We start from the raw sequence: 14,293 nt of genomic DNA, 5'->3' as shown, positions 1-14,293 counted from the left end.
TTATTAACTACAGAACGCAAGTAAAGTCCTATTTTTGGTGTTAATATTTAAATAAAAAATAATGAAATTGTTAAAATTTACCCTACTTTTCCTTTTAACTTTCCCCATGTTTATGAGTGCTCAAAGCATGTCTGACCATACAATTGGTTTGCGACTTGGAGATAGTGATGGTTTAGGAGCCGAAATATCGTATCAAAAATCTTTAAGTAGAAGTAATCGCTTAGAGGTCAATTTAGGATTTAGAGATAGTCGCGCTTATGATGCCTTCAAATTATCTGGTTTATATGAATGGGTTTTACCTTTAGACGGTGATTTTAATTGGTATTATGGTGTTGGTGGTGGTTTAGGGAATGTAAATTTTGAACGCAGACCTTCAGATACAAATCCAAATGGAGAAGAAGTAGATGGCGGACTTTTTGTGTTTGCAGCAGGAAATATTGGTGTGGAATATAATTTTGATTTCCCATTAGTAATTTCTTTAGATATGCGTCCCGAAATTGGCCTTTTGGGCTATAGTGAGTTTTCAGATAGTTTTGATTTTGATATCGGATTAGGGATTAGATATCAATTCTAAAGTCAAAATTTATTAAAGCTAAGAATATGAATGTATTAGATAGTCTTTTTTTTAATAACAATATATAATTACATTTGCGAGAATTAAATTTAAAAATTATAATGAAAAAAATAATATTAGGATTATTTACCACTGCTCTATTAGTATCTTGTAATAGTAATCCTGACGGATTTTCTATTGAAGCGAAGGTTAGCGGTGATATAGAAAACGGGACAAAAGTATTTCTTAAAAAAATAAACGAAGTTAACCAACCAGTAGATGTAGATACTACTACCGTTGAGAATGGCAAGTTTGTTTTTACAGGTAAAGTAGATTCTTTAGACCTACAGTATATTTTTATTGATAAACTTCAAGGAAATATTCCAGTAATGATAGAGAAAGGAACAATTGATGTTACGTTCCAAAAAGACAGTTTAGGCTTTGCTAAAGTTGAAGGAACAGAGCAAAATGAATTATTTGGTAAGTTTTTAGATAATAGTAGGTCTTTTTCTAAGCGTGCTATGTCTATGCGTAGTGATTTTGAAAAAGCAAGAGCTTCAGGAGATGTTGCTACACAGGAAGCTTTACAGGCAGAAAGCATGGAAATGCAAGAACAAGCAAAGAATTTTGAGCTTACGTATATTAAAGAGAATCCAAATGCATATGTCTCTGTTTTAATTTTAGAACGAGTTTTAATGAGTAAAGGCTTGTCTGAAGAGGAAGTAAGTAAGATTTATGACGCATTTACTCCTGAAATGAAAGCAACAGCAACTGCCAAAAGAATTGAAAAGCAGTTAGCGAGTACAAAAAGTACAGCAATAGGATCTAAAGCTCCAGATTTTTCTGCTCCTACTCCTGATGGAAAACAATTAGCTTTAAAAGATGCTTTAGGAAAAGTTACAATTGTTGATTTTTGGGCTGGATGGTGCAGACCATGTAGAGCTGAAAACCCTAATTTAGTGCGTGTTTATAATAAATATAAAGATAGCGGACTGAGTATTTTAGGAGTTTCTTTAGATAAAACTAAAGAAGAATGGACGGGTGCTATTGCTGCGGATAGCTTAACATGGAACCATGTTTCTAACATACAGTATTTTGATGAAATTGCTAAATTATATAATGTAAGAGCTATTCCTGCAATGTTCATTTTAGATGAAAATGGCGTAATTATAGCAAAAGACTTAAGAGGTCCAGAATTAGAAAGTAAGATTGCAGAACTTATGGGAAACATCTAATTCCCTAAAAGGTTCTAAAATAGAAAAAGCTCCAATTTGAATTTCAAATTGGAGCTTTTTTATGTTCTTTTTTTACGGTTTAAAACTTTTTCAATAGATCATTGTACTCACCGGTTACTTCTGCCGTTTCGGCCTTAGTAACGGTACCTGTAATGTACACTCTAGAGCTAGAGCCAAGGAAATCTAAAGTAGCACCTTCTTCCAATATTAAATCTCCATAAATTACTAAATCACCTTCAATTCTTAAGGCGGCATTAGTAGCAACTGTAATATTATTAGTGCTTCTATTATTTCCTACGATGACAGACCCTTTCATTTCAAACAAACTACTAGCATCTAAGGTAATATCATTACTCACGGTCCAAGTTCCACACAATAGTAAATCACCAGCGACATTTATCTGTTGTAATCGTTTAGAACCTTGATAAGCCATAATTTCATTAGCGGGTACTGTTATGGTAGAACTGCCTCTATACGAGGTTAACTCTTCACATTTACTTTCTAAACTTTGATCCGGTTTATTCATTTTAATAATCTGCAAACCTGCAGTACCTGAGGCGGCAAAAATATAATCACCTTTTGATGCCACGAAATTAATAGAACCATCTAAGTCTATAATCCCTACTGGTGATCTACTATCCGTAGCCTCTTCCGAAAGAGATAGTCCAGCACCACCATTAGCCATTAAAATAGCATTTTCATTAACTGCTACAGCATTGGTGACATTATCTGAAGCATCAGACCCTTCAGGATTTATTAAAATGGAGATGTATTCTATAAATGCTCCAGACGTTGCATTGTATATGCCTGCTCCTTTAGAACCTTCTGAAACATAAATTTTATCTTGTGAAAAATCTAATGTCCTTTTGGAAGCAATACCAAAATCGGAAGAAATTGCTATTTCTTTGATAAGTGAAAAGTTCGTATCAAAAATAGAAACTCCTTTGCTTGCATCTAAAACCGCAATATTATTATTTGCAATAGTAACCGAGCGTAAATCGGTTAATGGTGTTTCATCCATCAGTTCCACGCTACTTTTATCGTAAACAGCTAATACACCATCTTTTCCGCTTGTAACATAAATGTTATTTCCATCTATAGCAATATCAGTACCTATAAAACCTTCTTGAAAACCATAAGTAATTCCGCCGTTGATATCAATTTTTCCATTGGTAGATGGTATTTTGGCAACAAATGAGTTGGTACTTGCTGTAGCTGATTTTTCTGAATCAACGCCACCTACAATATAAATATATCCGCTATCATATGCGATTGCATTGATGTCTGCATTGGCGTAATACAACCTTGATGTAATTTGCGGACTGTAAGGATCGCTAACATCAATAGCATCTATAGCACCAACGTAATCAGATTCTACGGTATTGTAAGATACATAAGCGATATCATCTACAATATTTACATGCGTAGCTGTTAAATTTTCGCCACCAGCAAAACTCGGTGGTGTAATTTGTGCAATTAACGAAAGTGGGTAATCGCCCGCGAGCGCATCTCCATCTTTACTGGTTTTGCCAGATAGTTCCTCTTCGCTAGAAATATCTATAACACCAGCATTCTCATAATTAATGCTTTTATTTAAAAAATCTTGATTGTCTTGTACACTTACATTGCTTTCATTTTCACCATAAACAGTTGTTTTTTCAGAACATGAAGCAATTAAAACCAGCATAAAAGCTAGTACAGGGGAAACTTTTCTCATAATTAAGTAGGTTGAATAAGAGTTTGGGTACTCTATTAACGGCGAAATTATGAAAATATGTTTCTATACCAGGTGATTTTCGATGAATGGTCGTTATTCTTTGGGTGACCGTGGAATAAGTATGGACTAAATTAAATTTTACCTAATTTTTGAAGGATGAATAATGCGATAATAGGAATGGCTAATAAACCTACCATTAGTGGATCCTTTTCGAATAAACCAGGTAAGAATAGTAATGTGGTAACATAACCGCCAATAGCACCACCAAAATGTGCTGTATGCCCAATATTTCCTAACCTACTTTTCATTCCGTAAATAGAATACAAGAGATAGCCAATTCCAAACACATAAGCGGGTATAGGAATAGGGATAAACATAATACCTAACTGCATCGTTGGTTGTAGGAGTATCGCAGCATACAAAACACCTGTAACGGCACCACTTGCTCCTACTGCTGTGTAGTAATCTTCATTTTTGTGAAAAACCATGGAAAGTAAACTCCCTGCTAACAAACTAATGATATAAATAATAACAAATTTTACGGCACCTAGCCATTGAATAACGACAGGAGCAAAAAAATATAAAGTAAACAAGTTAAAAAATAGGTGTGAAAAATCTACGTGTAAAAAACCTGAGGTCAACATTCGCTCTTTTTGCCCAGATTTTATAGCTCCAACGCTAAATTTATACCGGTCAAAAAAACGTGTATCGTTAAAACCTTTAATAGAAACTAATACATTGATAGCAATAATGCCTACAGTAACTAAATCAATATTATCCATATAATCAAACGTTCTGTTTGACTTCAAATATAACTATATTTGTGCTATAATTATTGGCATGCAGTTATTAGTATTTATTTTAGTTTACCCTATTCTTTGGTTAATTTCAATATTACCCTATAAACCTTTTTATTGGCTCTCCGATTTTGTGTTTTTTCTAGTATATACCATCTTCGGGTACCGTAAAAAAGTGGTGTATTCAAACCTTAAACTTGTTTTTCCTGAAAAGGACGAAAAGGAACTCTTACAGATTCAACGTAAATTTTATAGCCATTTGATTGATACGTTCATGGAAATGATCAAGACGATGGCATTATCTAAGGCCGATGTAAAAAAAAGATATGATATTGTAAATTTAGATGTCTTGAAGGAGATAGGAAAAACTAAAAGCGTCTTAATTGTATGTGCACATTATGCCAATTGGGAATGGAATGTAAGCATCAATAATTATGTAGACTTTAAGGGTTATGCTGTATACCAAAAAGTGGCTAATAAATACTTTGATCATTGGATCAGGAAAGTAAGAGCTCGTTGGAATACCGAATTAATCACTCAAGAGGAAACGGTAAAAACTGTGGTGAGAAATGTGCGCGATGGCGTTAGCAGTGCGTACGGAATGGTTAGTGATCAATCTCCTCAGGCGCACCGAGCACCTTATTGGACAGAATTTATGGGGATTAAAGTTCCTGTGTTTAGCGGTGCGGAAACCATGGCACGTAAAATGGATTTAGCTGTAGTCTTTTTAAAAGTATCTAAAGTAAAAAGGGGGTATTATAAGGCAGAATTTATCCCGATTACCACAGCAGGGAAATCTACAGAGGAACATGAGATTACGGATAAGTTTCTTCGTTTAACAGAACAACAAATAAGAGAACGGCCAGAACATTATTTATGGACACACCGTCGTTGGAAACACAGAGATAAAGCAGATCAGCATTAAATAAAAAAGGAGTAATTTTCAATGAAAATTACTCCTTTTTTTAATCTTTACTTTCAAGTTTTACAAGCCAGCGATATCCTTTATTTCACCAATAATTTTATCGGCTAAAGCATCTGCTTCTGCTTGTGACTTTGCTTCGGTATAGATTCTAATAATCGGTTCTGTATTCGATTTACGTAAATGAACCCAATTCTCTGCGAAATCAATCTTTACACCATCAATAGTAGAGATTTCTTCGTTCTTATATTTATCGGCCATAGCCACTAATATACCATCTACGTCTAAACCAGGAGTCAATTGTATTTTTTTCTTACTCATAAAATAAGAAGGATAACTAGCTCTTAATTCGGCAACAGTACCTCCTTTTTCCGCCATTAACATTAAAAACAATGCAGTACCTACTAAAGAATCACGACCGTAGTGACTCTCTGGATAAATGATACCTCCATTACCTTCACCACCAATCACAGCGTTATTGGCTTTCATTTTAGTCACTACATTTACTTCTCCTACTGCAGCAGCTTCATAGGTACCACCATGTTTTTTGGTGATATCTCTCAGTGCTCTAGAAGATGATAAGTTAGATACAGTATTCCCTTTTGTTTTTCCTAAAACATAATCAGCGCAAGCAACAAGTGTATATTCTTCTCCGAACATTTCACCATCATTGCTAATAAAAGCCAAACGATCTACATCAGGATCAACGACAATACCAAAATCAGCTTTTTCTTCAAGTACCAAAGCACAAATATCTCCTAAATGTTCTTTTAGAGGTTCTGGATTATGAGGAAAATGACCGGTAGGATCACAATACAATTCTACCACTTCTACACCTAATTCTTTTAATAGTTTTGGAATAGCAATACCACCTGTAGAATTTACGCCATCTACCACTACTTTAAACTTAGCAGCTCTAATAGTGTCTGCATCTACTAAAGGAAGGTCTAAAACTTCATCAATATGAATATCAATATAAGAATCATTTCTTGTAATTTCTCCTAAGTCATCAACTTCAGAAAAATTAAAATCTTCTTTTTCTGCAATATCTAAGATTTTTGCACCTTGCGCTGCATCCAAAAATTCCCCTTTCTCATTCAGTAATTTCAACGCATTCCATTGTTTTGGATTGTGACTTGCTGTTAAAATAATACCACCATCTGCATTTTCTAAAGGAACCGCAATTTCAACAGTTGGTGTTGTAGATAGATCTAAATCAATAACATCTATCCCTAAACCTATCAGCGTAGATACTACAATATTCTGGATCATTTCTCCAGAAATACGCGCATCTCTCCCGATAACCACTTTTAATTTATCTTTCTTAGAATATTCTTTCAACCAAATACCATAGGCTGCTGCGAACTTAACAGCATCAATGGGCGTTAAGTTATCTCCGGGTTTTCCTCCAATAGTGCCACGTATTCCTGAAATAGATTTAATTAGTGTCATAGTTTATTTAAAAGTTTTTACAAATATAAAGGTATCGCGTTAAATGCTATAGTTCTTATTTGTAAATTCGATAGGAATAGTTTTTCTTCGGTCTATGAATTTTTTAGCACATATTTACCTTTCTTTTGACGATAAAGAAATTACCCTTGGTAATTTTATTGCGGATAGTATTCGTGGTAATAAATACAAGCATTTGCCAGAGCGGGTTCAAAAAGGCATAAAACTACATCGGTTTATTGATACATTTACGGATGCGCACCCTACGGTGAGGCAAAGCACTAAACGGTTGCACGAAAACTATAGCCATTATAGTGGAGTTATTGTCGATATTTTCTATGATCATTTTCTAGCTAAAAATTGGAGTACCTATTCTGATGTACCTTTGGATGTTTTTGTAGATAATTTCTACGATCTTTTGGAAGATAATTATGATATCCTACCAGATTCCACCAAACATATGATGCCGTATATGATTGCCGATAATTGGATATTTAATTACTCAAAATTAGAGGGTATTGCTAGCGTATTAAAAGGAGTTAATAGAAGAACGAAAAATAAGTCTAAAATGAATTTTGCTATTTTAGATTTAGAGGAGCATTATGAGGAATTTGAAAAAGAATTCACCTCTTTCTTTGAGGAATTAATTACTTTTTCAAAACAGAAATACATTTCCCTTTAACCCCCTATATTAAACATTCCAAAAACCACAAACCACAAACCACAAACCACAAACTATGATGAAAAATTTCAGTTATCTACTTTTCGTATTATTGCTATTTATCAACTGTAAAAAACAATCTGTTGCCCCCACGGGTGTAGTTACAGAGAAGGCAATGGTGGTTTCTGCACGCGAAGAAGCTTCTCAAATAGGAGCTGATATTATGGCGAAAGGCGGTAATGCTTTTGATGCTATGATTGGAACACAATTAGCGCTTGCTGTAGCCTATCCTAGAGCAGGGAATATTGCTGGTGGCGGATTTATGGTGTATAGAAAAGCTGATGGTTCTGTAGGTTCTTTAGATTTTAGAGAAAAAGCACCAAAATCTGCCCATAGAGATATGTATTTAGATTCTTTAGGAGATGTTATTCCAGATATGAGTACGTTGGGTGCAACATCAATTGGAGTGCCTGGCTCTGTTGCTGGCGTTTTAGCAGTACATAAGAAGTTTGGGAAATTGCCTTTGGCTGCTATTTTTGAACCTGTGATTGCAATGGCAGAAAATGGTGTTGTGGTTACGGCTAAACAAGCCGAAATGCTAGATAATTATCGGGAAACATTTATTAAAGTGAATAGCGATAGTACAAAATTTGCTACAGTTTATAAAGAAGGAGAACTTATAAAATACCCCAAATTAGCAAAAACTTTGCGTACCATCGTTGAAAAAGGAAAAGACGGATTTTATAAAGGAGAAATTGCTCAGAAATTAGCAGGTTTTATTCAAGCAAATGGAGGTTTTGTAACTGAAGAAGATTTAGCGGGTTATGAAGTTGCATGGCGTAAACCTATTGCATTTAACTATAAAGGCTTAAAAATTATTTCTATGAGCCCACCTAGTAGTGGTGGTGTAACCATGAATCAGATTTTTAAAATGATAGCGCCTTATGATATTGCTTCATTTGGACATAATTCTGAGAAAACGATTCAGTTATTTACGGAAGCTTCTCGCCGTGCCTATGCCGATAGAAATTATTATTTAGGGGATCCTGATTTTGTTGAAATCCCACTAGATGTGTTATTGAAAGATAGTTATCTGGAAGACCGTATGTCTGATTTTTCTTTTGAAAAAGCTACAAAATCATCAGATGTTTCTCATGGTAAAGTGGCTATTGTAGAAAGTATGGAAACTACCCACTACTCTATCATTGATGCGGACGGGAATGCCGTTGCTGTAACCACGACCTTAAATGGAAACTTTGGTTCTAAACTATACTGTGATGAGCTAGGTTTCTTTTTGAATAATGAGATGGACGATTTTAGTTCTAAAGCAGGTATTCCAAATATGTTTGGACTTATAGGTGCAGAAGCAAATAATATTCAGCCAGAAAAGAGAATGTTGAGCAGTATGACACCTACAATTGTTGAAAAAGACGGTAAACTTTGGATGGTAGTTGGTACGCCTGGAGGTTCTACGATTATCACAGCTGTGGCAGAAACAATCTTGAATGCTTATGAATTTGATATGAGTATGCAAGATGCGGTAAATGCTCCTAGATTTCATCATCAATGGTTGCCAGATGTTTTAATCTTTGAGCCAGAAGGTTTTTCTGCGGAATTAAAAACATCCCTTAAATCTAAAGGATATTTAATTAATGAAGAGCGTACACCTATTATTGGTAAAGTAGATGCAATTAGAGTTTTAGGTAATGGAACATTAGAAGGTGGCGCAGATAAACGTGGTGATGATGCCGCAGTAGGATTTTAAATAGATTTTATAATGAGATTTTTTAAGGGTATTCTAAAAGTTATTCTTGTACTTATAGGTTTATTAGTAGTGGTATTTGCAATATCATATTTTGTGTATAATGAGCCGCTTCCAGAAGGGAAAAACCCAAAAGAAGCAGATGACTTAGCACTTAAAATGCTAACTGCATTAAATAAAGAGGCGTACCAAAACACAAGATATTTAGAATGGTCATTCGCAGGAGGAAACCATAGGTATAAATTGGATAAAGAAAATGGAAAAGTAACAGTTATTTGGAAGGCATATTTAGTAGAACTCAATTTAAATAAGCCAAATAAGAGTGATGTTTTTGAAAATGGAGCAAAAGTTATAGGTGATGAAAAACCAAAATTGATAACAACAGCAATAGATTATTTCAACAATGATTCGTTTTGGTTGGTTGCTCCTTTTAAAGTTTTTGACGAAGGAACTACACGTAATTTGACAAGCCTAGAAGATGGTTCTCAAGGTTTAATGATCACCTATAGTTCTGGTGGCACTACTCCCGGAGATTCATATATTTGGAAATTGAATGAAGAGGGACTTCCAGAAAGCTATAAAATGTGGGTGAAAATTATTCCTTTTGGGGGTTTAAAAGCTACTTGGGAGGGTTGGAAAACTATGGAAAATGGCGTTTCTTTACCGTCTTCGCATAAAATAGGCCCTATTTCCTTGAGTATGGGAGAAGTCCGAGCGTATAATTAGATGGCTATGTCAAAAAAAGGAAAAGAAAAAAATACCAAGAATAAAGCGAAACATACGAAATTGATGAACCGCAAAATCAATAAGCAGCGCGATGAAAAGGAAGTTAGAAAACAGCGTCTAAAAGAAATTCAACAACAGGGAAAAAAGCCAAAAGAATAAGTTAAATAGCACAAAAGATAGGGTCTTTGTGAACATGATTTTTATTTAACCATTTGTGCTTAGTTTTACTTTAAATTCTTAGTATCCCATTATGTTTAAAACAAATACGTATTTCGAAGAAAATGTTGTTTCTGTTGCTTTTGAAAATAAAGAAGGCAAGGCTACTGTGGGGGTTATGGCTCCTGGAGTATATACTTTTGGAACCACAACGGTAGAATACATGACTGTGATTTCAGGTAGTATGGAAGTAAACTTAAAAGGTGCATCGGAATGGAATACCTATACTCCGTTTCAAACGTTTAAAATAGAGGCAAATAGCTCTTTTGAGGTAAGAGTTACAGAAGATACCTCGTATAAGTGTGTTTATGAATAAGAAATTCTAATTCTGGACCCGCAACTGACTTTTTAATTCGTCCATAGATTCTTGTAATTGTCTTAGAAGACCTGTTTCTGTGGTGGCATCTACACCAAACGTAATTTTGCTATTTACTTGCCAAATTTCTTGAATTTGAAAAGGCTTAATTTCATACGGAGGATAGTTCTCGTTTAAGGAAACTAAAGACACGTTATTAGAGTTTGGTTTTTTAATCACTTTTTTCACGAGAACTGCATCTTGAAGCACTACCACGTAAATTTTATTAGGCGTAACATCATCAATATGCTCAATAGCTTTTGCGAGTACCCACTCTCCTGGTCTTAAGTTTGGCAACATACTATCACCTTCTACTTGAAAACCTCTATACGTAGCATTTCTAAATTCAGGTATTGGTAAATCAAATGCTGGCAATTGCTGGTACCAACTGGTATCTGCTATATTTTGAGGATACCCTGCAGCAGCTTTTGCATTTACTAAAACCATATTCTCACGATCTGCAGAATCTACGGTTACTACTTTAGGAATTACACTGGTATGAGAAGTCTCTATATATTTAGAATCACTTTCATTAAACAACCAAAGCGGATTAATTTTGAACTGTTTTAAAAGCTCTGTAACAACCTTTCCAGAAAGTTTTGTCCTACCACGTTCAATATCTGCTGTGGTGTTCGATACCCCAATTAAAGCGGCAAATTCAGCCTGTGTAAATCCCAAGTCTCTTCGAATTTCAATAAAGCGTTTCAAGGTAATTTCATTTTCCATAATCCTATCGTAATCCCCCAAATATACGCATTTTGGACATATTCCAAAATATTTTATGGAATAATTCCATAATTAGGAATAATTCCATAATTTTGGAGTAATTACAAAACACTATGTCCTTCGAAAGAATAAAAGAAAAACTTAATATTTTAGCCGATGCGGCAAAATACGATGTCTCCTGCTCCAGTAGCGGTAGCAATCGATCTAATAAAAATAAAGGCCTTGGAGATAGCACGGGAATGGGCATTTGTCATACATATACTGAAGACGGCCGTTGTGTGTCTTTATTAAAAATATTGTTGACAAATCACTGCATTTTCGATTGTGCTTATTGCGTAACAAGAAAAAGCAATGACATTAAAAGAGCAGCTTTTAAAATTCAGGAAGCTGTAGATCTTACTATTAATTTTTATAGACGAAATTATATAGAGGGACTTTTTTTAAGTTCAGGAATCTTTAAGAGTCCTGATTATACGATGGAACGATTGATAGCGGTGGCCAAAAAATTGCGTTTGGAAGAGAATTTCAACGGATATATACATTTAAAATCTATTCCTGGCGCCAGTGATGAATTGATGTATGAAGCGGGGTTATATGCAGACCGTTTGTCCGTAAACATAGAAGTACCCACGATATCGGGATTAAAACTATTGGCCCCAGATAAAAAACATGAAGATTTCACCAAGCCCATGTTAAAGGTGAAGAATGAAATTCTTTTGTATAAAGCAGAAAAGAAAATTATAAAAAGCACCCCAATCTATGCGCCAGCAGGGCAAAGCACACAAATGATTATTGGTGCCACAGGAGAATCAGATAAAGACATTATGTATTCTGCCACTCACTATTATAAGAAGTATAATATGAAACGGGTATATTATTCCGGTTATGTACCTGTTGCAGAAGACAGCCGTTTACCTGCCATTGGTTCGCAAGTTCCTATGCTGCGTGAGAATAGGCTGTATCAAACTGATTGGTTGTTGCGTTTTTATGGTTTTAATGTAAAAGAAATTCTAAATGATACGCATCCTAATTTAGATATAGATGTGGATCCTAAATTGAGTTGGGCACTACGAAATTTAGCAGAATTCCCTATAGATATAAATACAGCAGAACCACGAATGTTGGCTAGAATTCCGGGATTAGGAATGAATTCTGTGTATAAAATAATAAACGCAAGAAAGTACAGAAAGTTATCTTTTGATCATCTTAAAAAAATTGGTGTTGCCTTAAATAGAGCTAAATATTTTATGATCTGTAATGGAAATGATTTTACTCATAAAGACTTACAGGCTATTCAAATTAAAGGATTAATTCTTCAGAATTCTCAGGGGAAATTTAGAGCTAATTACAGCGCGCAATTGTCATTATTTAACTAAGAAAAAGTAAAACAGAATTACCGAACCAACCAATAGAAACCAAAGCATTATGAAACCATCATTGACGTACTTAGAAAAAGGTCGGAATACGATTTTAAACCTTGGTTATGGATTTATTGAATTGAAAAGCAGAAGTAAAAAATATATAAAAAAGAGGGCAGCTTTATTTTTTCAGAAAAAAATTACTAATTAAAGGGTCATGAGAGGTGCTGTGCTCAAGGAAAAAAATCTTAGTTCTTAATACAATTCGGTGTAAAAGGTATATTAAAAATAGAAATTATGAATGAAGCAAAAATTTTAATTTACGATGGAAGTTTTAATGGGTATTTAACTGCAGTATTTCAGGCTTTTGAGCAAAAGCTGAGTATTGCTGATATTCAAAAAGAAGAAAATGCACAAAGTGGCTTATTTTCTGATGCAGAAATAATATATACGGATGTTATTAAGTCCAAAAGGGTTTGGAATGGGATTCAGAAGAAAAACAATACGGCAATTAAAAATATATACTTTGCATTTTTGAGTGAAACCAAAGGAATAGAACTCCTCCTCTATCGGTATATTCAAAAACTATTTTCTAAGACCGAAGTGTTGCACCTTAATTTTTCTGATGACATCGTTTTAAAAGTGAGTCAACTTGCAAAATCTGTCGGCAGAGAAAAACACCGTATGGAAGCATTCGTGCGTTTTCAATTAACAAAAGACGATATTTATTTCGCTAATATTGAGCCCGATTTTAATGTGTTGCCTTTAATTTCTAAACATTTTAAAGGCAGGTATGCTGATCAGCAATGGCTAATTTATGATGTAAAACGTAAATATGGTATCTTTTATAATTTAAAAACGGTTGAATTCATTACCCTTGATATGGATGACATACACTGTAATAAAACTCAAAAAAGTAATGTATTTACGGATGGTGAATATGAATATCAAGATTTATGGAACAACTATTTCAAAAGCACCAATATAGCTTCTAGAGTAAATCTAAAACTACATACGCAACATGTGCCAAAACGATACTGGAAATATTTAAGCGAGAAAAAAGCAGTCTAGTCATTCCTAAAAAACCAATGCTTATCCCTTATAAATAATTCTTGTTCTTTGAGCACTTTTTATGCGCATAGATATGTTCGTTCCAAACTGCTTGATGGTGATAAATTAACCATTGACCATGCTCAGAAGGCAGCCTATTATTTATTATTAAACATTAACCATTATGTACTATTAGCTGCGAACGGATCACTATTTAGACTTATCCCCTATAAAATGATCACTTGAATTTTTAAATAGCACATTAAAGGTGGTTAAACTTCCATAAATACGCGTAACGTATTGTTGTAAATCTATTTTTTCCTGATCATCCATATTCTTGCTTGCATTTATTTTCTGTTCCATTACTCTAATTCGGTCACGAACCATGACTATTTTATGAAAAAAGGTGTCAATTGGGACTTCTTTATCACTCAAACTAGCATCTCCAGGTTGAAGTAATAGACTTCCTCCGCGCCATTTATCAGCAATAGGCGTAACAGAACTGGTATCGCTCCATTTTCTTAAAATCGAAATTAAAGAGTTTTCCACCTCAGAAAAACTAATGGTATCTACTTCATCCTCTAAAGCTTCAATTACTTCAAAATCAGCATTTATGTCAATAGTTTCTAATCCGTTTTCTATAAAAGTAACCCAATAATGTTTGGAGGTTACATTGGTCACAACACCAAGTCCATATTCAGTATGTTTTATTCTTGAACCGATTCCTAATAATTGCATATTTCTAAAAATTTGAAGGTTTGAAATG

Annotated in this window: 15 protein-coding genes; 10 read left to right on the top strand and 5 right to left on the bottom strand. The window is 34.3% G+C overall.

Features of this window, described 5'->3' with window-relative positions; genetic code table 11:
- The first annotated feature begins 61 nt into the window (after positions 1–61).
- A complete protein-coding gene (locus GQR94_RS19515; RefSeq protein ID WP_158978404.1) occupies positions 62–574 on the top strand; it encodes a hypothetical protein in 513 nt (170 codons plus the stop codon).
- Positions 575–675: 101 nt separating this feature from the next.
- Positions 676–1,788: a TlpA disulfide reductase family protein gene (locus GQR94_RS19510; RefSeq protein WP_158978402.1), complete on the top strand. Its 1,113-nt coding sequence runs from the start codon at positions 676–678 to the stop codon at positions 1,786–1,788.
- Positions 1,789–1,867: 79 nt separating this feature from the next.
- Here GQR94_RS19510 and GQR94_RS19505 read toward each other — a convergent pair whose 3' ends face one another.
- Both GQR94_RS19505 and GQR94_RS19500 read right to left on the bottom strand, forming a co-directional pair.
- A complete protein-coding gene (locus GQR94_RS19505; RefSeq protein WP_158978400.1) occupies positions 1,868–3,505 on the bottom strand; it encodes a hypothetical protein in 1,638 nt (545 codons plus the stop codon).
- 131 nt (positions 3,506–3,636) lie between these two features.
- Positions 3,637–4,287, bottom strand: coding sequence for a rhomboid family intramembrane serine protease (locus GQR94_RS19500; protein ID WP_158979709.1), 651 nt, complete (start codon positions 4,285–4,287; stop codon positions 3,637–3,639).
- Between the two features lie 58 nt (positions 4,288–4,345).
- On the opposite strand from GQR94_RS19500, the gene GQR94_RS19495 reads away from it, so the two are divergent.
- Entirely contained in the window at positions 4,346–5,227 is an 882-nt protein-coding gene (locus GQR94_RS19495; protein WP_158978398.1) for a lysophospholipid acyltransferase family protein, read from the top strand.
- Between the two features lie 60 nt (positions 5,228–5,287).
- Here the strand turns inward: GQR94_RS19495 and glmM are convergent, their stop codons facing one another.
- The gene (gene glmM, locus GQR94_RS19490) at positions 5,288–6,676 is read right to left on the bottom strand and encodes a phosphoglucosamine mutase (protein ID WP_158978396.1); all 1,389 of its coding nucleotides are present in this window, start codon (positions 6,674–6,676) and stop codon (positions 5,288–5,290) included.
- Between the two features lie 94 nt (positions 6,677–6,770).
- Between glmM and GQR94_RS19485 the strand changes: the two genes are divergently transcribed.
- The 5 genes from GQR94_RS19485 (at position 6,771) to GQR94_RS19470 (ending at position 10,354) form a co-directional block, all read left to right on the top strand.
- The gene (locus GQR94_RS19485; RefSeq protein ID WP_158978394.1) at positions 6,771–7,355 is read left to right on the top strand and encodes an ACP phosphodiesterase; all 585 of its coding nucleotides are present in this window, start codon (positions 6,771–6,773) and stop codon (positions 7,353–7,355) included.
- Positions 7,356–7,410: 55 nt separating this feature from the next.
- Entirely contained in the window at positions 7,411–9,099 is a 1,689-nt protein-coding gene (gene ggt, locus GQR94_RS19480; protein ID WP_158978392.1) for a gamma-glutamyltransferase, read from the top strand.
- 12 nt (positions 9,100–9,111) lie between these two features.
- Positions 9,112–9,822, top strand: a complete 711-nt coding sequence (locus GQR94_RS19475; protein ID WP_370458262.1) for a hypothetical protein — start codon at positions 9,112–9,114, stop codon at positions 9,820–9,822.
- Between the two features lie 6 nt (positions 9,823–9,828).
- On the top strand, positions 9,829–9,981 hold the full coding sequence (locus GQR94_RS22515) for a hypothetical protein (protein WP_013552495.1): 153 nt from the start codon (positions 9,829–9,831) through the stop codon (positions 9,979–9,981).
- 91 nt (positions 9,982–10,072) lie between these two features.
- Positions 10,073–10,354, top strand: coding sequence for a pyrimidine/purine nucleoside phosphorylase (locus tag GQR94_RS19470; protein ID WP_158978390.1), 282 nt, complete (start codon positions 10,073–10,075; stop codon positions 10,352–10,354).
- 6 nt (positions 10,355–10,360) lie between these two features.
- On the opposite strand, the gene GQR94_RS19465 is transcribed toward GQR94_RS19470, so the two are convergent.
- The gene (locus GQR94_RS19465) at positions 10,361–11,119 is read right to left on the bottom strand and encodes a LexA family transcriptional regulator (RefSeq protein ID WP_158978388.1); all 759 of its coding nucleotides are present in this window, start codon (positions 11,117–11,119) and stop codon (positions 10,361–10,363) included.
- 113 nt (positions 11,120–11,232) lie between these two features.
- Here GQR94_RS19465 and GQR94_RS19460 point away from each other — a divergent pair, with 113 nt between their 5' ends.
- Positions 11,233–12,495, top strand: coding sequence for a putative DNA modification/repair radical SAM protein (locus GQR94_RS19460; RefSeq protein WP_158978386.1), 1,263 nt, complete (start codon positions 11,233–11,235; stop codon positions 12,493–12,495).
- Between the two features lie 279 nt (positions 12,496–12,774).
- On the top strand, positions 12,775–13,548 hold the full coding sequence (locus tag GQR94_RS19455; protein WP_158978384.1) for a TIGR03915 family putative DNA repair protein: 774 nt from the start codon (positions 12,775–12,777) through the stop codon (positions 13,546–13,548).
- A 189-nt stretch (positions 13,549–13,737) separates the two neighbouring features.
- Here GQR94_RS19455 and GQR94_RS19450 read toward each other — a convergent pair whose 3' ends face one another.
- A complete protein-coding gene (locus tag GQR94_RS19450) occupies positions 13,738–14,265 on the bottom strand; it encodes a hypothetical protein (protein ID WP_158978382.1) in 528 nt (175 codons plus the stop codon).
- Positions 14,266–14,293 lie beyond the last annotated feature (28 nt).

Origin of the sequence: Cellulophaga sp. L1A9 (assembly GCF_009797025.1) — a bacterium.
In the GTDB taxonomy this organism is placed as follows: domain Bacteria; phylum Bacteroidota; class Bacteroidia; order Flavobacteriales; family Flavobacteriaceae; genus Cellulophaga.
This window is presented reverse-complemented; position numbering and strand designations above follow the sequence as displayed.

Excerpts from the sequence above, each read along its gene's own strand:
- GQR94_RS19470 (WP_158978390.1), top strand. The coding sequence starts at position 10,073 with ATGTTTAAAACAAATACGTATTTCGAAGAAAATGTTGTTTCTGTTGCT.
- GQR94_RS19515 (WP_158978404.1), top strand. The coding sequence starts at position 62 with ATGAAATTGTTAAAATTTACCCTACTTTTCCTTTTAACTTTCCCCATG.
- glmM (WP_158978396.1), bottom strand. The coding sequence starts at position 6,676 with ATGACACTAATTAAATCTATTTCAGGAATACGTGGCACTATTGGAGGA.
- ggt (WP_158978392.1), top strand. The coding sequence starts at position 7,411 with ATGATGAAAAATTTCAGTTATCTACTTTTCGTATTATTGCTATTTATC.
- GQR94_RS19465 (WP_158978388.1), bottom strand. The coding sequence starts at position 11,119 with ATGGAAAATGAAATTACCTTGAAACGCTTTATTGAAATTCGAAGAGAC.
- GQR94_RS19475 (WP_370458262.1), top strand. The coding sequence starts at position 9,112 with ATGAGATTTTTTAAGGGTATTCTAAAAGTTATTCTTGTACTTATAGGT.
- GQR94_RS22515 (WP_013552495.1), top strand. The coding sequence starts at position 9,829 with ATGTCAAAAAAAGGAAAAGAAAAAAATACCAAGAATAAAGCGAAACAT.
- GQR94_RS19495 (WP_158978398.1), top strand. The coding sequence starts at position 4,346 with ATGCAGTTATTAGTATTTATTTTAGTTTACCCTATTCTTTGGTTAATT.
- GQR94_RS19485 (WP_158978394.1), top strand. The coding sequence starts at position 6,771 with ATGAATTTTTTAGCACATATTTACCTTTCTTTTGACGATAAAGAAATT.
- GQR94_RS19505 (WP_158978400.1), bottom strand. The coding sequence starts at position 3,505 with ATGAGAAAAGTTTCCCCTGTACTAGCTTTTATGCTGGTTTTAATTGCT.
- GQR94_RS19455 (WP_158978384.1), top strand. The coding sequence starts at position 12,775 with ATGAATGAAGCAAAAATTTTAATTTACGATGGAAGTTTTAATGGGTAT.
- GQR94_RS19460 (WP_158978386.1), top strand. The coding sequence starts at position 11,233 with ATGTCCTTCGAAAGAATAAAAGAAAAACTTAATATTTTAGCCGATGCG.
- GQR94_RS19500 (WP_158979709.1), bottom strand. The coding sequence starts at position 4,287 with ATGGATAATATTGATTTAGTTACTGTAGGCATTATTGCTATCAATGTA.
- GQR94_RS19450 (WP_158978382.1), bottom strand. The coding sequence starts at position 14,265 with ATGCAATTATTAGGAATCGGTTCAAGAATAAAACATACTGAATATGGA.
- GQR94_RS19510 (WP_158978402.1), top strand. The coding sequence starts at position 676 with ATGAAAAAAATAATATTAGGATTATTTACCACTGCTCTATTAGTATCT.